The sequence below is a fragment of the Saccharopolyspora sp. NPDC047091 genome (assembly GCF_040643635.1).
Classification (GTDB): Bacteria; Actinomycetota; Actinomycetes; order Mycobacteriales; family Pseudonocardiaceae; genus Saccharopolyspora_C.
Window position 1 is genome coordinate 1 of the sequence record NZ_JBEYUS010000074.1, and the last position, 15,809, is coordinate 15,809.

Annotated in this window: 17 protein-coding genes; 7 read left to right on the forward strand and 10 right to left on the reverse strand. The window is 72.3% G+C overall.

The window, feature by feature from the left end:
• Positions 1-1,711, reverse strand: a 1,711-nt coding sequence (locus ABZ805_RS24555; RefSeq protein ID WP_358444700.1) for an arabinosyltransferase domain-containing protein, incomplete at its 3' end; no start/stop codon positions are given.
• A gap of 5 nt (positions 1,712-1,716) precedes the next feature.
• Positions 1,717-2,937 (reverse strand): MFS transporter, encoded by a 1,221-nt coding sequence (locus tag ABZ805_RS24560; RefSeq protein WP_358444702.1) that lies wholly within the window; start codon positions 2,935-2,937, stop codon positions 1,717-1,719.
• A gap of 168 nt (positions 2,938-3,105) precedes the next feature.
• On the opposite strand from ABZ805_RS24560, the gene ABZ805_RS24565 reads away from it, so the two are divergent.
• Positions 3,106-3,672, forward strand: a complete 567-nt coding sequence (locus ABZ805_RS24565) for a TetR family transcriptional regulator (protein ID WP_358444704.1) — start codon at positions 3,106-3,108, stop codon at positions 3,670-3,672.
• A 319-nt stretch (positions 3,673-3,991) separates the two neighbouring features.
• Here the strand turns inward: ABZ805_RS24565 and ABZ805_RS24570 are convergent, their stop codons facing one another.
• From ABZ805_RS24570 to ABZ805_RS24580, 3 genes are all read right to left on the reverse strand, one after another.
• Entirely contained in the window at positions 3,992-4,417 is a 426-nt protein-coding gene (locus tag ABZ805_RS24570; protein WP_358444707.1) for a nitroreductase family deazaflavin-dependent oxidoreductase, read from the reverse strand.
• A 185-nt stretch (positions 4,418-4,602) separates the two neighbouring features.
• A complete protein-coding gene (locus tag ABZ805_RS24575) occupies positions 4,603-5,205 on the reverse strand; it encodes a DAK2 domain-containing protein (protein ID WP_358444710.1) in 603 nt (200 codons plus the stop codon).
• Positions 5,202-6,212, reverse strand: coding sequence for a dihydroxyacetone kinase subunit DhaK (locus ABZ805_RS24580; RefSeq protein ID WP_358444713.1), 1,011 nt, complete (start codon positions 6,210-6,212; stop codon positions 5,202-5,204). The genes ABZ805_RS24575 and ABZ805_RS24580 overlap by 4 nt, the downstream gene beginning before the upstream one ends.
• A gap of 129 nt (positions 6,213-6,341) precedes the next feature.
• On the opposite strand from ABZ805_RS24580, the gene ABZ805_RS24585 reads away from it, so the two are divergent.
• Together ABZ805_RS24585 and ABZ805_RS24590 are read left to right on the forward strand one after the other, a co-directional pair.
• Positions 6,342-6,608: a helix-turn-helix domain-containing protein gene (locus ABZ805_RS24585; protein WP_358444716.1), complete on the forward strand. Its 267-nt coding sequence runs from the start codon at positions 6,342-6,344 to the stop codon at positions 6,606-6,608.
• Between the two features lie 66 nt (positions 6,609-6,674).
• The gene (locus ABZ805_RS24590; protein ID WP_358444719.1) at positions 6,675-7,391 is read left to right on the forward strand and encodes a MerR family transcriptional regulator; all 717 of its coding nucleotides are present in this window, start codon (positions 6,675-6,677) and stop codon (positions 7,389-7,391) included.
• Between the two features lies 1 nt (position 7,392).
• On the opposite strand, the gene ABZ805_RS24595 is transcribed toward ABZ805_RS24590, so the two are convergent.
• Positions 7,393-7,776, reverse strand: coding sequence for a YchJ family metal-binding protein (locus tag ABZ805_RS24595; RefSeq protein WP_358444721.1), 384 nt, complete (start codon positions 7,774-7,776; stop codon positions 7,393-7,395).
• 127 nt (positions 7,777-7,903) lie between these two features.
• Here ABZ805_RS24595 and ABZ805_RS24600 point away from each other — a divergent pair, with 127 nt between their 5' ends.
• A complete protein-coding gene (locus ABZ805_RS24600) occupies positions 7,904-8,281 on the forward strand; it encodes a PH domain-containing protein (RefSeq protein WP_358444724.1) in 378 nt (125 codons plus the stop codon).
• A 54-nt stretch (positions 8,282-8,335) separates the two neighbouring features.
• On the opposite strand, the gene ABZ805_RS24605 is transcribed toward ABZ805_RS24600, so the two are convergent.
• From ABZ805_RS24605 to ABZ805_RS24615, 3 genes are all read right to left on the reverse strand, one after another.
• Positions 8,336-9,877: a long-chain fatty acid--CoA ligase gene (locus ABZ805_RS24605; RefSeq protein ID WP_358444726.1), complete on the reverse strand. Its 1,542-nt coding sequence runs from the start codon at positions 9,875-9,877 to the stop codon at positions 8,336-8,338.
• Between the two features lie 100 nt (positions 9,878-9,977).
• On the reverse strand, positions 9,978-11,105 hold the full coding sequence (locus ABZ805_RS24610; RefSeq protein ID WP_358444729.1) for a DUF5938 domain-containing protein: 1,128 nt from the start codon (positions 11,103-11,105) through the stop codon (positions 9,978-9,980).
• Positions 11,106-11,150: 45 nt separating this feature from the next.
• Positions 11,151-11,954, reverse strand: a complete 804-nt coding sequence (locus tag ABZ805_RS24615) for an SDR family NAD(P)-dependent oxidoreductase (protein WP_358444731.1) — start codon at positions 11,952-11,954, stop codon at positions 11,151-11,153.
• Between the two features lie 194 nt (positions 11,955-12,148).
• On the opposite strand from ABZ805_RS24615, the gene ABZ805_RS24620 reads away from it, so the two are divergent.
• The 3 genes from ABZ805_RS24620 (at position 12,149) to ABZ805_RS24630 (ending at position 14,925) form a co-directional block, all read left to right on the forward strand.
• Positions 12,149-12,796 (forward strand): TetR family transcriptional regulator, encoded by a 648-nt coding sequence (locus ABZ805_RS24620; RefSeq protein ID WP_358444733.1) that lies wholly within the window; start codon positions 12,149-12,151, stop codon positions 12,794-12,796.
• 415 nt (positions 12,797-13,211) lie between these two features.
• On the forward strand, positions 13,212-14,402 hold the full coding sequence (locus ABZ805_RS24625; protein WP_358444736.1) for a glycoside hydrolase family 64 protein: 1,191 nt from the start codon (positions 13,212-13,214) through the stop codon (positions 14,400-14,402).
• A 109-nt stretch (positions 14,403-14,511) separates the two neighbouring features.
• Positions 14,512-14,925, forward strand: a complete 414-nt coding sequence (locus ABZ805_RS24630; protein WP_358444738.1) for a cupin domain-containing protein — start codon at positions 14,512-14,514, stop codon at positions 14,923-14,925.
• A gap of 155 nt (positions 14,926-15,080) precedes the next feature.
• Here ABZ805_RS24630 and ABZ805_RS24635 read toward each other — a convergent pair whose 3' ends face one another.
• Positions 15,081-15,734 carry a TetR family transcriptional regulator gene (locus ABZ805_RS24635; protein ID WP_358444741.1) on the reverse strand — a complete coding sequence of 218 codons (654 nt, stop codon included), beginning with the start codon at positions 15,732-15,734 and terminating at the stop codon, positions 15,081-15,083.
• Positions 15,735-15,809: the final 75 nt, after the last annotated feature.

The following is a 15,809-nucleotide window of genomic DNA, read 5'->3' on the forward strand; positions in this document are numbered from 1 at the left end:
TCGTCGCCAGCGCCGTCAGCGCGGCCACCGCGCCGCCGACCGCGGCGAGGATGCCGAAGTGGTGGGTGTGCTTGGTCGGCGTCAGCGCCAGCGCCACGAAGTACAGCCCGGCGACCGTGAGCAGCCGCCGGCTCGGCCCCAGCGCGGCACCGCGGATGCGGCCGCGGCGCAGCAGCACCACCGCGCACATCGCCAGGCACAGGATCAGCAGCAGCACCGGGAACCGGCGGGTCAGCGACCCGTCCGGGGACTGGCTGAACAGCAGCTCGTAGCGGCTCAACTCCTGGTACCAGGCCTGCGACGGCCCGATCTCGGAACGCACCGCGGTGGCCTCGGCGACCGTCTTCAACGACTGGTCCCCGAACGAGGCGACCAGCACCACCAGTCCCGCGGCCGCGATCGGGCTCAGCACCGCGGCCCAGCCGAACCGCTCCGCGCGGTCCCGCACCAGGTGCAGCAGCGGCTTCGCGGCCGCCAGGAACGGCAGCACCGCGACCATGCCGTGCGGGTTCACCGCCACCGAGAACGCCGCCACGATCAGCCCCACCGCGGCGGGCGCCAACCGGCGGGTCGCCACCGCGTACTCCACCGCGCACAGCGCCAGCAGCGCCAGCACCACCACGACCGGTTCCGGGCGCAGCCCGTTGTCGTAGGGCAGCCAGCAGGCGAGGAACACCGCGGCCGCCGCCCACCCGGCCGCACGGCTGCGGCGGACCCGCTGGCCCAGCCGCGGCAGCACGAACCGGCTGATCAGCACCCAGCTCAGCAGTCCCATCAGCAAGGCGGGCACCCGCAGCCACGGCGTCGCCGTGGACACCGACACCCACGCCGATTGCAGCTCCACGAACCAGCCCATCGGCGCGACCGGACCGGAGAACCACCGGTAGAAGTCGTTGACGTACCCCAGATCACCGCTGACCCGGGCCATCGTCAGGAAGTAGCCGTCGTCCGAGGTCATCGCCCCGATCAACCACCACGCCAGCAGCGCGGCCGCCACCGCCGCGTCCCGCCCGGTCGGCTTCCACCGGCTCCGGCCGAGCCGCACCGGCTTGCGCCCGGCGAGCCCGTCGATCCGGTGCAGCGCGACCAGCGCCCCGGCACAACCGAGCACCGCGACCACCATCGCCGCGACCTTCAACGGTGTCGGGTGGCTGTCGTAGCGGTCGTCCACCTGCGCCGAGAACGACAGCCCGCGCACGTCGTCGACCGCACCGTCCACATCGGAGTAGATGCCGGTCAGCTGCGGCCGGGCGTCCCCGCGCACGTGCGCGAAGGATTCGTCGCCGACCTCCGCGTCGGTGCCGTGGCCGTCGGCGTGCACCCGGACCGTGCAGTCCCCGGTGGGCAGCGGCGCGGTGCCGAGCTGCTGGCCCTGCGAGATCAGCCGCAACTGCCCGTCGTGCACGTCCAGCCGCAGACCGGTCAGGTCGCCGTACTCCGCCTTCGGCGGATTCGTGCTCAGCAGCACCGCCGGGTCCGGGCTGCGCTCGTCGAGGCCGCGCGCCGTCGCGCACGGCACCTCCAGGTCCAGCCGGATCGGCTCGTACGCCGACAGCGGCGCCGACACCGCCTGGGTGCCCTGCGGGGTCGGCCAGCGCAGCTCGGTGATCTCGAACCGGACGGGCAGGAACGGCAGCAGCACCGCCGCGACCGCACCGATCAGGCCGCAGACCACCGCGATCCACCGCAGTGGTCGTTCCCGTGTGGACACCGGGTTCACCTTCCTTCTGCCGGAGACGGGCCGCGCACGGCCGAAGCGGTGAGCGCCGCGCAACCGACGAGCACCAGTACCACGATCATCGCGTACCGCAGTCCGAAGTGGTCACCGAGGGAACCGAGCAGCGGCGGCCCGACGAGGAACGCCAGGTAACCGGCGGTGGCGACCGCGCTGACCCGAGCGGTGGAATCCCCGTCGCCATCTCCCGCGGCCGAGATCGCCAGCGGGAACCCGAGCGCGGCGCCCAAACCCCACAGCACCACCCCGGCGGACGCGGCGACCGTACTCGACGTGAAGATCACCGCGAGCAGCCCGAGCGCCGCCAGCCCGGCGCTCGCCCGCACCACCGCGGCGCGCCCGAACCGGACCACCAGCGCGGAACCGGCGAAGCGCCCGGTCGTCATCGACGCGGCGAAGGCCGCGAACAGGACCGTCCCCGAAGCGGGGTCGAAACCGTGCGCGTCCACCATCAGCAGCGGCAGCCAGTCGTTCGCCGCGCCCTCCGCCAGCGCCATGCCCAGCACGACGCAGCCGATCAGCGCGATCCGCGGCTGCGTCCACAGCGCGAACTGCTCCCGCGCGGCGGCTCCGGCGCCGCGGCGCCGGCCACCGCGCTCCTTGCCGAAACCGGTCGGCACGGCCGGGACGACCGCGGTCGTGATGATCCCGGCGAGCACCGCGACGCCCAGCAGGTGCCACTCGACGGCTACCTCGGCCCGGGTGAACAGCATGCCGAGCACCGCGCCCGCCACCGTCCCGGCGCTGAACGTGCCGTGCAGCAACGGCATCAGCGGGCGACCGGCGAGGCGCTCGACCTCGGCGCCCTCCACGTTCGTCGCGATCTCCGAACACCCCATGCCCAGGCCGAACAGCAGCAGTCCGGTGAACGCCCCGGCCGCGGTGGCGAGCGCCGTCGCCGCGCCGAGCACGGCGAGCCCCGTCACCGCCAGCGCCATGCTCACCGCGATCACCGGCCGGGTGCCGAACCGCCGCACCAGCGGTCCGGCGGACAGGATGCCGGTCATCGATCCGACGGAGAGGCCGAACAGCACCAGGCCCATCTCGCCGGTGGACGCGGCGAGCGCGTCGCGGATCGCGGGAGTGCGGGTCACCCAGGAGGCCAGCGAGACGCCCAGCAGGAAGAAGATCCACTGGAGCGCGCGGCGGCGGGCGGGCGCGGGGACGGCCGGCGGCGCGCCGCAGCCCGGTTGCTCGGTCATGGTTCCTCTCGGTCGCGGCGTGCACGCAAGCCGTTGCGTACGAGCGTACGCAGTGATGCGTACGATCGTACGTGAGCAGCTTCCGGGGACGGCCGGGCGCCGTCGTACCGGACCCGCACCGGACGCGACGTCGCCCATCGACTACCGTCTGTCGAGGTGACGCGGGAAATGCCACCGAAGAGCCGCCGGTTCGACCCGCAGCGGCGGGCGCGCATCATCGACGCCGCACTGGCGCTCATCGCCGATGAAGGCGTCGCGGGGACCTCGCACCGCAAGATCGCCGCCCGCGCCGACGTGCCGCTCGGCTCGATGACCTACCACTTCGCCAGCATCGACGAACTGCTCCGCGAAGCGTTCTCCCGGTTCACCGGCGCCGTCATCGCCCGCTTCGAACGGCGGCTCGGCGCCGCGCACGACATCGACGAAGCACGCCTCGCCGTCGCCGACCTCATCCACGAAGACCTGTTCGCCACCCGGGCCGACCTGGTGCTCACCCACGAGCTCTACGCGCTCGCCGCCAGGGAACCCGCCTACCGCGAACTGATCGATCAGTGGATGCGGCGCAGCCAGGATGCGCTCGGCAGCCACTTCGGCGCGGACACGGCCCGGCAGCTGGACGCGCTCATCGAAGGGCTCACCATCCACCGCGCGCTCGGCACCAGGTCCGGCGACGACCGCGCACTCACCCTCGACGCGATCCGGCGCATCACCGCGGGAGCCGACGGCGCGGCGTAGCGGTGGGCTCGGCGGTGCGATGCGGGGAGAGTGGTGTCGCGCCGGCCGGCTCGGGTGACCGGGACCGGTGCCGCGTACACAGGGTGGTGCTGCGGAAACGGTCCAGCGGTGGGAAATCGGGCTCGCGCCGGGAAACGGGCCGGTGGCGCGGAATCGGGTCCGTCGTCCGGAACTGCTGGCGAAAACTTGGTCTGGCGACGGAAACTCGGCCTGGCGGCACGGAATCGGGCCGGTGGCGGACGACGTTCCGGCGTGGGAGATCAGGCCGCCGACCCGGTGGGAGCGCTCGGCCGCGGCAACGCGACCGAGCGCCGCCACGTCACTTCGGGTCGAGCACGAACACCGGGATCAGGCGGTCGGTCTTCTCCGCGTAGTCCGCGTAGGACGGGAACGCGGCCACGGCCCGCTCCCACCACTGCGCGCGCTCCTCGCCGGACACCTCGCGGGCCGAGTAGTCGCGAATCGTCGTCCCGTCCTGCAACGAGATGTCCGGGTGCGCCTTGATGTTGTGGTACCAGGTGGGGTGTTCCGGGGCGCCGCCCTTGGAGGCCACCACCGCGTAGCTGCCGTCGTGCTCCACGCGCATCACGGGCGTCGGGCGCAGCTTGCCGGACTTCGCGCCGCGCAGCGTCAGCAGCACGATCGGCGCGCCGCGCACTTCGAGGCCTTCGGTGGTGCCGGTGCGGCCGATCTGCTCGACCTGCTGCCGCACCCAGTCGGGCACGTTGCCGTTCTCGTCGCTCATACCCGGCCGCAACCACGCCGGGCCGTGATTCATTCCCCGCTCACCCGATCGAGAGGACCGTCCGAGGTGAATGGCCCATTCGCCCAGCGAGACAGGTCCGATGGGCCATTCACCCGGAAACCGCCGTGCAACAGAACGACCCACTCGCCCGGGGAGAACGGGTGAGCGGGCCGTTCACCCGGTGATCAGCGGGGGAGCGGGGCGGGCGGGGCGTCCGCCGGGTCGGTGGCGGCGGCGAAGGCCCAGAACAGGAGCGCGATGCCCAGCGCACCCGGGTCCGGTTCGCCGACCGCGCGTTCGCCGACGTAGCTGGCGCGGCCCATCCGGGCCCGCAGCCGCGCGGTGCCCTCCGCGCCCTCGACGGCGGCGCGGGCCGCCGCGGCGAAGCCCTGCTCGGCGGCGTCCACGGCGGGGGAGAGCGCGTCGACCAGCGTCCGGTCGCCCACCGCCGCCTCGCCGACCCGCTGGATCGCGGCCAGCCCCGCGCCGGTCCCGGCCCGGAACCCGGCGAGGTCGTCCGACTCGGCGAGCGCGCGGGCGATCTCGGTGAACAGCAGTCCGAACAGCGGGCCGCTGGTGCCGCCCACCTCGTCCAGGAACACCTCGCCCAACGCGTCCAAGGCGGGGCCGCCGACCGTGTCGAAGCGGGCCACCGCGGCGCGCACCCCGGTGCGCAGGTTGTCGCCGAAGTCGCCGTCGCCGCTGCGCTGGTCCAGTTCGGTCAGCTGCGCGTGCGCGTCCTCCACCGCGGTGGCGAACCGGCGCAGCACGGTCTCCTGGTCGATCATGATTCCTCCGAGGTGCGCGGGAAGGCGGGGGTGATCGCGGGCGCGGTCCACCAGGGCCACCACTCCGGTTCCATCCGGGTCACCGACACCGAGAACCCGGCCATGTCCAGTGCGGGAACCAGCGTGCCGACCAGCGCGCCCGCCACGTCGAACCCGCGCCGCGCGAGCCCGTCCGAGACCAGGTCGTGCAGCCCGTAGAGCTCCAGCTGGGTGGTGCCGCCGAGCCCGTTGAGCACGGCGACCACCCGGTCCGGTCCCGGTGGCAGCCCGGCGACGAGCTCGTCCAGCAGCTGCTCCACCAGCTCCTCCAGCGGTGGCCGGGCGACGGTCTTGCGGGCGCGTTCGCCGTGGATGCCGACGCCGTACTCCAGCTCCGCGGCGTCCAGCGCGAACGACGGTTCCCCGGTGTGCGCCGAGGTCTGCGCGCGGGACGCGACCGCGAGGCTGCGCGAGGCCGCGGCGAACCGGCCGCCCAGCTCGGCGAGTTCGTCGACGCCGAGCCCGGTGTCGGCGGCCGCGCCGAGCAGCTTCTCCACCACGACGGTCGCCGCGGTGCCGCGCCGCCCGGTCGCCGTGTCCGCCGACTCGGTGGCCAGGTCGTCGTCCACCAGCACCCGCCGCACCTCGACGCCTTCCAGGCGCAGCCGTTCCGCGGCGATGCCGAAGTTGATCCGGTCCCCGGTGTAGTTCTTCACCACGTGCACGACGCCGTCCGGCCCGGCGGCGGCGCGGCTGGCCGCCAGCACCTGCTTGTTGTGCGGGGAGGCGAACACGCTGCCGGGCGCCACGGCGTCGAGCATCCCGCGGCCGAGGAACCCGGCGTGCAGCGGCTCGTGCCCGGAACCACCACCGGAGACCAGCCCGACCCGCCGCTCCGGGGCGCGGTGCCGGGCGACGAGGTGAGCCGGCCCCTCGTGCAGCTCCACGAGGTGCGCGTGCGCGCGGGCGAACCCGCGCAGCGCGGGCGGCACCGGGTCGCCATCGGACGGGTGGAAGGGAAGGGGCATCAGCGGACCTCCTGGACGACAGCGGTCGACGATCGGATCAGCGGACCTCGGGATCGAGGCGGGACGGGCGCCCCGCCACGGCCGACGCGGTGACCGGCGGTGCCGCGGGAATCGATGAGCACCCCGATCATGATCGGCACCGTAGCGCCACCGAGGCCGGTGCAGCACCGCCGGAGAACCGCATCCGCCGCGGCGAGGTCCGGACCCGCTCGCGAAGGTACGCGTTCCCGCGCCGCGACAACGCCCACCACCGGACCCTGCCTTTGTGCGCCGCCACCACGGATTCTCCCGAACACCGTCCGCTACCGGCTGCGCCGCATCCGCGAACCCACCGGCCGCTCCCTCACCGACGCCGAACTCGTCACCGCCTCCTCCGCCTTCGGACTGACCGGCTGAGCGGCCCCCACTTGACCCTGCCCCCGGGGCAGGGTGTCTCTGAGGGGTATGAGCGGGAGGATGTCGATGACGTGGAGCACGCGGCAGGTGGCGGAGCTGGCGGGGACGACGGTGAAGGCGGTCCGGCACTACCACCGGATCGGGCTGCTGGACGAGCCGGAGCGGACGTCGAACGGGTACAAGCAGTACGGGATCAGCCACCTGACCCGGCTGCTGCGGATCCGGCGGCTGGTGGACCTGGGCGTCCCGCTCTCGGAGATCGCCGTGGTGGAGGGCCCGGACGACCGGGCCGAGCAGGCGCTGCGGGAACTCGACGCCGAGCTCGCCGCGAGCATCGAACGCCAGCAGCGGATGCGGGAGGAACTCGCGGCGGTGCTGCGGAACCGGACGCTGGCCGAGCTGCCGCCCGGGTTCGAGGGGATCGGCGAGGACGTACCGCGCTCGGGCCGGTCGCTGATGCTGCTGTACGCCAGGGTGTTCAGCCCCGAGGTGATGGACGCGCTGCAGGAGATCGTGTCCCGGCCCATGCTGCCGGTCGAGGCCGAGTTCGAGGAGCTGCCCGCGGACGCCGACGAGGCCACCCGCGCCGACCTCGCCCGGCGCTACCTGCCCGAATTCCACCGGCAGTACGAGGCGTACCCGGCGATGCGGGACGCGTGGCGGACCGCGCCGGGCGGCGAGGCGCACGCCGCCTCCGTCGTCGTCCCGGCGATGGTCGAGTACTACAACTGGGCGCAGCTGGACGTGCTGCAGCGGATGAACGCGCTGCTCGCCGAGGACTGAGTCACTCGTGGTCGCCGTCGACGTAGTACCACGCCCCGCCGGTGCGGACGAAGCGGCTGTGCTCGGTGAGCGACCCGGCGCGGCCGTCCAGCCGGTAGTGCGCGCGGAACCGGACCGTGCCCGCCGAGTCGAACGGGCCGCCGCCGCTGCGGTCCAGGACGTCCAGGCGGGTCCAGCGCTGCGCCGGATCGAGCTCCAGCGCGTCCGGCCGGGTCGACGGGTCCCAGGTCCGCAGCAGGTACTCGGCGTCGCCGACGGCGAACGCGGCGAAGCGGGAACGCATCAGCTGCTCGGCGGTGGCCGCGCGCCGCTCGCCGGTGTGCAGCGGCTCGCAGCAGCCGGCGAACACGTCGCCGGATCCGCAGGGGCATCGATCGGTCTTCACCGGCCCAGTCTCCCAACCCGGCCGCGCGCGGCGGCGTCCGGATCGGCCGCGGACGGCGGATCGCCGCGCCCGCGCGCTTCGCTACCCTGGTGGCAGGGGAAGTTCGATCTTGCAGGGGAGTGCGTTCGTGGGACTTTTCGACGGCATGATGGGGAACGCGTCGCAGATCGACCCCCGCGCGGCGGCGCAGGAGTACGGCAGGCTGCTGGCCCGCGGTGAGGAGATCCACTCCGCCTACCGGCTGATCCGCGACTCGCTGCTGTTCACCGACCGGCGGCTGATCCTGGTCGACAAGCAGGGCATGACCGGCAAGAAGGTCGAGTACCACTCGATCCCGTACCGCAGCATCAGCCACTTCGCGGTGGAGACGGCGGGCACCTTCGACCTGGACGCCGAGCTGAAGCTGTGGCTGTCCGGCACGGCCGAGCCGATCGTGAAGCAGTTCGGCAAGGGCGTCGACGTGTACGAGGTGCAGGCGGTGCTGAGCGCCTACGTGGCCCGCTGAGCGCGGGGTGGTCCGCCCGCCCCCCGCGCGGGCGGACCGGTCCGCGTGCGGCCGTCAGCCGCCTTCGGCGGTGAGCCGCTGCTTGATGTCCGGTTTCAGCACCTTCCCGATCTTCGACCGGGGCAGGTCGGGCCACAGCTCGATGCGCTTCGGGGTCTTCACCCCGCCCAGCCGTTCTCGCACGAACGCCCGCAGCTCCTCCTCGCTCGCCTGCGCCCCGGCCCGCGGCTGCACCACCGCGGTCAGCTGCTCGCCCCACTTCTCGTGCGGCAGCCCGATCACCGCCGCGTCCTGCACCGCGGGGTGCGCCAGCAGCGCGCGCTCCACCTCCGCCGAGTACACGTTGAACCCGCCGGTGATCACGACGTCCTTGGCGCGGTCGACGATGTGCAGGAAGCCGTCCGCGTCGAGGTAGCCGATGTCGCCGGTGTGGTGCCAGCCGTGCGCGCTGACCTCGGCCGTCGCCTCCGGCGCTTCGTGGTAGCCGGCCATCACCAGCGGTCCGCGCACCACGATCTCGCCGCGCTCACCCGCGGGCAGCGGTGCGCCCCCGTCGCCCAGCACCGCCACCTGGGTCAGCGGGCTCGGGCGCCCCGCGGCGGTGAGCCGTTCGGTGGCGATGGATCCGTCCGGGCGGAAGTGGTCGGCCGGGGCCATCGTCGCGATCATGTTCGGCGCCTCCGTCTGGCCGAACAGCTGCCCGAGCACCGGGCCGATCCTGGTCAGCGCCTCCTCCAGCCGGGCCGGTGACATCGGTGCGGCGCCGTACCAGAGGCAGCGCAGCGAAGTGAGGTCCGTCGAGTCCAGGTCGGGGTGCTCCAGCAGCCCGTAGATCACCGTCGGCGGCAGGAACGCGTGCGTGATCCGGTGCCGCTGCACCAGCCGCAGGAACTCGCCCAGATCCGGCTCCGGCATGATCACGATCTCGCCGCCGAGCGCCAGCACCGGGAAGGTCAGCACCCCCGCCGAGTGCGTCAGCGGTGCCAGCGCCAGGTAGCGCGGTGACTCGCCGAACGGGTAGCTCATCAGCGTCGTCGCCGTCGCGGTGAGCATGTTCGTCGCGGTCAGCCGCACGCCCTTCGGCACGCCCGTCGTGCCGCCGGTCCCGGCGATCATGCACAGGTCGTCCCCGGCGCGCGGCACCCGCTCCGGCGGGGTGGCCCGGCGCTCCAGCCAGTCGCCGAACTCCCACGCGCCCTCGACCTCCCCGTCGAGGCACACCAGCTCGGTCAGCTCCGGCAGTTCGCCGCGGATCCGCTGCACCAGCGGCGCGAACCGCGCCTGGAAGAACAGGCAGCGGCAGCCGAACAGCTCCAGCAGCTGCCGGTTCTCCGCCGCCTCGTTCCGCGGGTTCACCGGGCACCACACCGCCCCGGCCCGCGAGATGCCGAAGATGCAGGTGAGCGCGTCCGGGTCGTTTCCGGACAGCACCGCGACCCGGTCGCCGGGTTCGATGCCGGAACCGCGCAGCGCCCCGGCGACCCGCCAGGACAGCCGCTGCACCTCGGCGTAGGAACGGGTGTCGGCACCCGTGGTCAAGCAAGGCCGGTCCCCGCCCAGGGAAGCGCCCTTGTCCAAGTAGTCGGCCAGCTGCACAGCTCATCGCCAATCTGTCGAACTCGGCGCGCGCCCGGCGCTCGCCGCGTCGTGCGGAGCGGGGCGCCGACCGTCCACTCAGGACGGCCGGCGCCGCCGGTCAGCGGTGGACTTCCAGGATCGGGTCGAGCACCAGGCCGAACGCGCGCAGCGTGCCCAGCAGTTCGCGGTGCCCGAACGCCTGGCAGCTGGAGGCGAACCCGACCTTCCGCGGCGGCTGCTGCAGCAGTTCCGCGGCGGCGTGCGCGTTCAGCAGCGCCGTCTGCTTGTAGTTGCAGTTGCCGTGGATCACGCAGTGCGCGCGCCCCAGCGGCCCGGAGGCGTGCACCGAGTCCAGCGAGGTGTTGATGCGCGGGTTCTCCCGCGGCGGCATCTCGCTGCGCACCCCGGCGGAGATCTCGTCGATCATCGCCAGCTTCTGCTCGGTGGACAGGCCGTCCATCTGCTCCATCGCACCGGCCACGATCTGCGGCACCGCCTGCATCAGCGACCGGTCGAACACCCCGCCCAGGGCCCGCACGTTCGCCACCCGCGGGTCGTTCTTGAACCACACCGGGTGCGAGGTGCCGCCCCACGGCAGCGCGAGCCCGACCTCGTGGTGGCCGGGCACCACCACGTCGTAGGTGCCGCGGTCCGCCGGCCACGGCACGTACTCGTTCTGCTCCAGGTAGAACGCGTCGGCCAGCACCGCGTTGGTGAGGATCGTGTTCGTGGAGGCGACCGTGGGGTGGCCCTTCCAGAACACCTGGATGTCCAGCGTGTCCAGGCCCGGCGTCTCCAGACAGATGTTCGCCGCGATCTCGCCGATGGTGTACATCTGCGCGAGCCCCAGCGTCAGCAGCAGCCCGCGTTCGGCGAACGCGGCGCCGTAGCGCTGCTCGACGTCGATCATCCAGTTCTGCTCGCCGTTGGTGTCGGTGTAGTGCGCGCCGATCTCCAGGCAGGCCTGCACGACCTCGTGGCCGAAGCGGGCGAACGGGCCGACGGTGTTGAGCACGACCGAGGCGCCGCGGAACTGCTCGGCGAGGGCTTCGGCGGTGTGCTCGACCTCGACGACCTCGTGCTCGACGGTGTCGATGCCCGGGACCGCGGCGACCGCGTCCCGCACCCGCTGGTGGTCGCGGCCCGCCGCCAGGAACGGGATGCCGTACTCGCGCAGGTACTCGCAGATGAGGCGTCCGGTGTAGCCGGAGGCTCCGTAGACGACGACCTTCTTGTCAGTGGCCAATGCACTGCTTCCTTCCGTGCTGGTGGGGGGGGGAGAGAGTCGCGGTCACATGCCCATGCCGCCGTCGACGGGGAGCCCGGCGCCGGTGATGAACTTCGCGGCGTCGGAGGCGAGGAAGACCACGGCGTCGGCCATGTCGTCGACCTGGCCGAGCCGTCCCTGCGGAGTGAGGCCCACGACCGCTTCCGCGGCGGCCTCGGGGGAGGGGAACAACCCGATCTCGGCGCAGTCCACCGCGAGCTGGTTGCCCATCGTGGTGGGTGTCAGGCCCGGGTAGATGCAGTTCACGCGCACGCCGTAGCCGAGCTTCCCGGATTCGGCGGCGGCGACGCGGGTGAGCCGGTCGATGCCGGACTTCGTGGCCGAGTACATCGCGATGCCGGGGAAGGCGATGGTCGCCGCGACGGACGCGATGTTCACGATCGCCCCGCCCTGCCCGGCCGCGCCGCCGGGCCGCATGGCGCGGAACCCGTGCTTCACCCCCAGCGAGGTGCCGAGCACGTTGACCTCGAGCATCCGGCGCACGTCGGCCGGGTCGAGGTCGGCGATGAGGCTGGTGATCTCGACGCCGGCGTTGTTCACCAGCACGTCGAGCCCGCCGATCGTCTCGGTCGTGCGCCGGGCCGCCTCGGCCCAGCTCGCATCGTCGGTGACGTCGAGCGGGACGAAGTGCGCCTCGGCGCCCGCTTCGCGCAACGCCAGCGCCGTCTTCTCGCCTTCGTCCTCGAGCACGTCGCCGATCACCACGGCGGCGCCCGCCTGCGCCAGCGCTTCGGCCATGCCTGCGCCGAGTCCGCGCGCACCGCCGGTCACCAGTGCTCTTCGGCCGGTCAGATCCTCACTGCTCATCCGGGAATCTCCTCGTTGAGATCGGGGTTCCGCACGGCTCGGAAGATCGTCCGTGCGGCGCGGATCACACCGTAGGCGGATTTTTGGACAGTCGTCAAGAATTTTTTGGACGCTTGTCAAGGAAGCTCGTGAGCGAGGGCGTTAGACTGTGCCCTCAGCCGGAACCAGCCAGCACCAGCCGACAGGACGGGCAAGTGACCGAGGTCGCGGAGACGAAGCAGAATCGGGTGGCCCGCCGCCAGGTCGACAAGTTCGAGGCGCGGCGCACGGAGCTCGCCGTGGCGACGCTGCACACGCTCGCCGACCTGGGGTACGCCCGGACGAGCCTGCGCGAGATCGCGCAGAAGTCCGAGTTCTCCCACGGCGTCCTGCACTACTACTTCGCGGACAAGCAGGACCTGATCACCCGCGCCGTCCGCCAGTACGAGGCCGTGTGCGTCACCCGCTACGACGGCGTGATCGCGGAGGCCGCCGGCGTGGCGGAACTGCGGGACGGGTTCATCGCCGAGTTCTTCGCCTCGATGCGGACCGACGCCCCGCTGCACCGGCTGTGGTACGACCTGCGCAACCAGAGCCTGTTCGAGGAATCCTTCCGCGCCGACGTCGAGGAGATCGACCGGCGCCGCGAGGAGATGATCTGGCAGGTGGTCGGTCGCTGCGCCGAGCTCGCCGGGACCCGGCCCGCGACCTCGTCCGGGATCGCCTACGCCATGATCGACGGGATCTTCCAGCGCGGGCTGCGGCTCGCGCTGGCCGGGGCCGACGAGGAGATCGAGCGGCTCCAGGACGAGCTGCGGCAGGTGGTCGGGCTGCTGCTGGAAGAGCCCGTTCCGGCGAGCTGACCGGCCTCCCGGCCGCGATCCGCTCCGGTCGCGCGGTGCACCCGCGGTCGAATTCACGCGGTCCCGGTACCGCGTTTCCTTTCGCGTTCTGTTCTGCGGGCGGACCGTGCTGCGCAATCACACTTCGGTGGGAGCATCCCCACCGACTTTCGTCGTGCTTACGGGAACGGAATCGGCGCCTGCCGCGCCCGATCCCGCCGTGCGGTCGGATTTCCCGGTTTTGTGGCTGGTTGTCGCCGCGTTCTTGATTTTCCCATCGCTCTGTGCGGTCGCGTTGATTCGTGTTTGAAGCTGGTGAATACGTACTCCTTTTGGAGGTATCGAGTGCAGGTCTAGACCGCCAGACTTTCGGGATCGATCACGAGAAGATCGGCCGCCTTCCGAGGTGGTCAAGTTTGTCTCTGGAGGTAACCCCATGGTTTCTCGTAGGCGGTTTCTCGGGTATTCCGCTGCGGCCCTGACCACGCCGTTCTGGGTGCAGGCGATCAACGCCCCGTTCGCTTCGGCCGCTCCGGAAACCCTGAAGTTCGTGCTGCAGAACAACTCCGGCACCACGGCGCACGCCTACATCGCCGGATTCTCGGACGCGGAGAAGAAGGCCGTGTTCATCCGGCAGGACGGGACCTCCTACTTCCCGGAGGCGGGTGGCCCCGAGCCGCAGCCGCTGGGTGAGGACCCCGCCATCCCGGTCGACGGCAGCGTCGAGGTCACCGTGCCGCGCATGTACGGCGCGCGGGTGTACTTCGTGACCGACGACAAGCTGGAATTCCAGGTGGTGCAGGCCGCGGACGGCACGACCTCCGTGGTGCACCCCAACTTCGTCTCCGAGGACGACTCGAACTACGGCAAGGACTGGACCTTCGCCGAGTTCACCCTCAACGAAGAGCAGCTCTACGCGAACATCAGCTACGTCGACTTCGTCGCCGCGCCCATCGCGCTGCACCTGAAGGCGGGCAGCGGCGAGCAGGACGTCCCCGGCATGCCCACCGGCGCGCTGGACGGCGTCGCCCAGGGCCTGCGCGACCAGGGCGAGAACTGGCCGAAGCTGGTCCAAGAGGCCGACGGCAAGGTCGTCCGGGTGCTCAACCCGAACCACCGCGCCGCCGACTTCGAGGGCTACCTCGAGCCCTACGTGGACGAGGTGTACTCCAAGTACGCCGGTGAGTCGATCTTCGTCGACACCCAGCGCGACGACCTCGGCGTCATCGAGGGCAAGGTCGAGGGCGACGCATTCGTCTTCGGCTCGGAGCGGTTCGAGAAGCCGTCCTCGGTGGACATCTGGGGCTGCAACAGCGGTCCGTTCGCGAACAACCCGGAGAGCGACTCCCAGGAGCGCCTGGCGATCGTGCCGCGGCTGGCGGCGGCGTTCAACCGCACCACGCTGCTGATCAACCCGAACCAGCCGCAGGACGAGGACCCGGCCACGTTCTACCAGAACGAGATCACCAACCACTACGCGCGCGTGGTGCACGAGAACCTGCCCGACGGCAAGGGCTACGCGTTCGCCTACGACGACGTCAGCTCGAACGCGGGCGAGGACCACAGCGGCAAGGTCAACGCCGGTGACCCGGAGGTCTTCACCCTGACCCTCGGCGCCATTCGCTGATCACCCCGCACGAACCGGCGGCCGGCCTGCACCAGCGGGCCGGCCGCCGTCGTGCTCGCGGCGTCTAGGGTGGTCGGCACGGATTCCCGCCCGACACCGAGGAGACGCCGTGGAGTTCACCGGGCCGCGAGCCACCACCAGGGCGCCCGCCGAGTGGTTCACCGGCGACGTGTGGTTCGACGTCCTCCACGTCGGCACCGAACCCTCGCGGCTGCGCGCGAACCTGACCCGCTTCGCGCCCGGCGCCCGCACCCGCTGGCACCACCACGCGGTGGGTCAGACGCTGCACGTGGTCGCCGGGACGGCGCTGATCGGCACCCGCGACGGCACGATCTTCGAGGCGCAGCCGGGGGAAACGGTGCACTGCCCGCCCGGCGAGGAGCACTGGCACGGCGCCGCGCCCGACCGCTTCATGGAGCACCTGGCCCTGTGGGAGGCGCCGGACGACGATCGCCCCGAGACCAGCTGGCTGGAACCGGTCACCGCGGAGCAGTACGAGGGCCCCCGCACCCGCCGCGGCTGATCGCCGTTCCGCGTCCACCGCGGGTGATCGCGGCCCTGCGCCCGCCGCGGTCGGCCGCGACCCCGAGATCGCCGCGGCCGAGCTCCGCCCGTGCCTGCTGAGGTTGAGCGCCGTCCTGCACCTGCCACGGGTGATCGCGGCCTCGCGGCCGCCGCTCAGCCCGCGCCCGGTTCGGCGAGCATCGGCACCAGGAAGCGGCGGGCCACCTCGCGGACCTGCTCGTCGTCGTCGAGGTCGACCAGTTCGCTGGGCGTGACCAGGAACGACGCCGACACGCGGACCATCAGCTCGGCGACGACGTCCACGTCCACCCGCTCCGGCACCTGCCCGGCGCGCTGCTCGCGGCGCAGCTGCCCGGCGAGGAAGCGCCGCACCACGGCCATGGTCCGCCCGCCGTCGGTGAGCATGGACGGCACCAGCACCTCCGGCTCGACCTCCATCAGGCCGCCGATCAGCGGGTTGCCGCGGATGGCGCGCAGCGCGCTCGCGAACCCCAGCACCACCCGGTCCGCGGCGGTGCGCGCGTGCCGGATGTCGGTCCGGAACCGGTCGAAGTACTGGCGGAACTCGCGGCGCACCACGTGCTCGACCAGCGCGTCCTTGGTGGCGAACCGGCGGTAGACGGTGATCCGGGAGACCCCGGCGCGGCGCGCCACGTCCTCCATCGTGGACCGGCGCAACCCCAGGCGGCAGAACTGCTCGTAGGCGGCGTCGAGCACGCGCGCGGTGGTGTCGTCGGGGTCCTCGACGCGGTCGACGGCCTCGGTGAACGCGCGCTCCAGCAGCGATTCGGGGTCGTGCGGCGTCATGGTCTCGGACCGTACAGGTTCCGCGGCGCTCCGAACCCGGATCGCGCGACCCGGGCCGGCGAGCGGCGGGAGTGC

What these genes read in the sequence shown, in the direction of transcription:
- ABZ805_RS24560 (WP_358444702.1), bottom strand. Translation starts at nt 2,937, where the DNA reads ATGACCGAGCAACCGGGCTGCGGCGCGCCGCCGGCCGTCCCCGCGCCC.
- ABZ805_RS24565 (WP_358444704.1), top strand. Translation starts at nt 3,106, where the DNA reads ATGCCACCGAAGAGCCGCCGGTTCGACCCGCAGCGGCGGGCGCGCATC.
- ABZ805_RS24570 (WP_358444707.1), bottom strand. Translation starts at nt 4,417, where the DNA reads ATGAGCGACGAGAACGGCAACGTGCCCGACTGGGTGCGGCAGCAGGTC.
- ABZ805_RS24575 (WP_358444710.1), bottom strand. Translation starts at nt 5,205, where the DNA reads ATGATCGACCAGGAGACCGTGCTGCGCCGGTTCGCCACCGCGGTGGAG.
- ABZ805_RS24580 (WP_358444713.1), bottom strand. Translation starts at nt 6,212, where the DNA reads ATGCCCCTTCCCTTCCACCCGTCCGATGGCGACCCGGTGCCGCCCGCG.
- ABZ805_RS24585 (WP_358444716.1), top strand. Translation starts at nt 6,342, where the DNA reads ATGATCGGCACCGTAGCGCCACCGAGGCCGGTGCAGCACCGCCGGAGA.
- ABZ805_RS24590 (WP_358444719.1), top strand. Translation starts at nt 6,675, where the DNA reads ATGACGTGGAGCACGCGGCAGGTGGCGGAGCTGGCGGGGACGACGGTG.
- ABZ805_RS24615 (WP_358444731.1), bottom strand. Translation starts at nt 11,954, where the DNA reads ATGAGCAGTGAGGATCTGACCGGCCGAAGAGCACTGGTGACCGGCGGT.
- ABZ805_RS24625 (WP_358444736.1), top strand. Translation starts at nt 13,212, where the DNA reads ATGGTTTCTCGTAGGCGGTTTCTCGGGTATTCCGCTGCGGCCCTGACC.
- ABZ805_RS24635 (WP_358444741.1), bottom strand. Translation starts at nt 15,734, where the DNA reads ATGACGCCGCACGACCCCGAATCGCTGCTGGAGCGCGCGTTCACCGAG.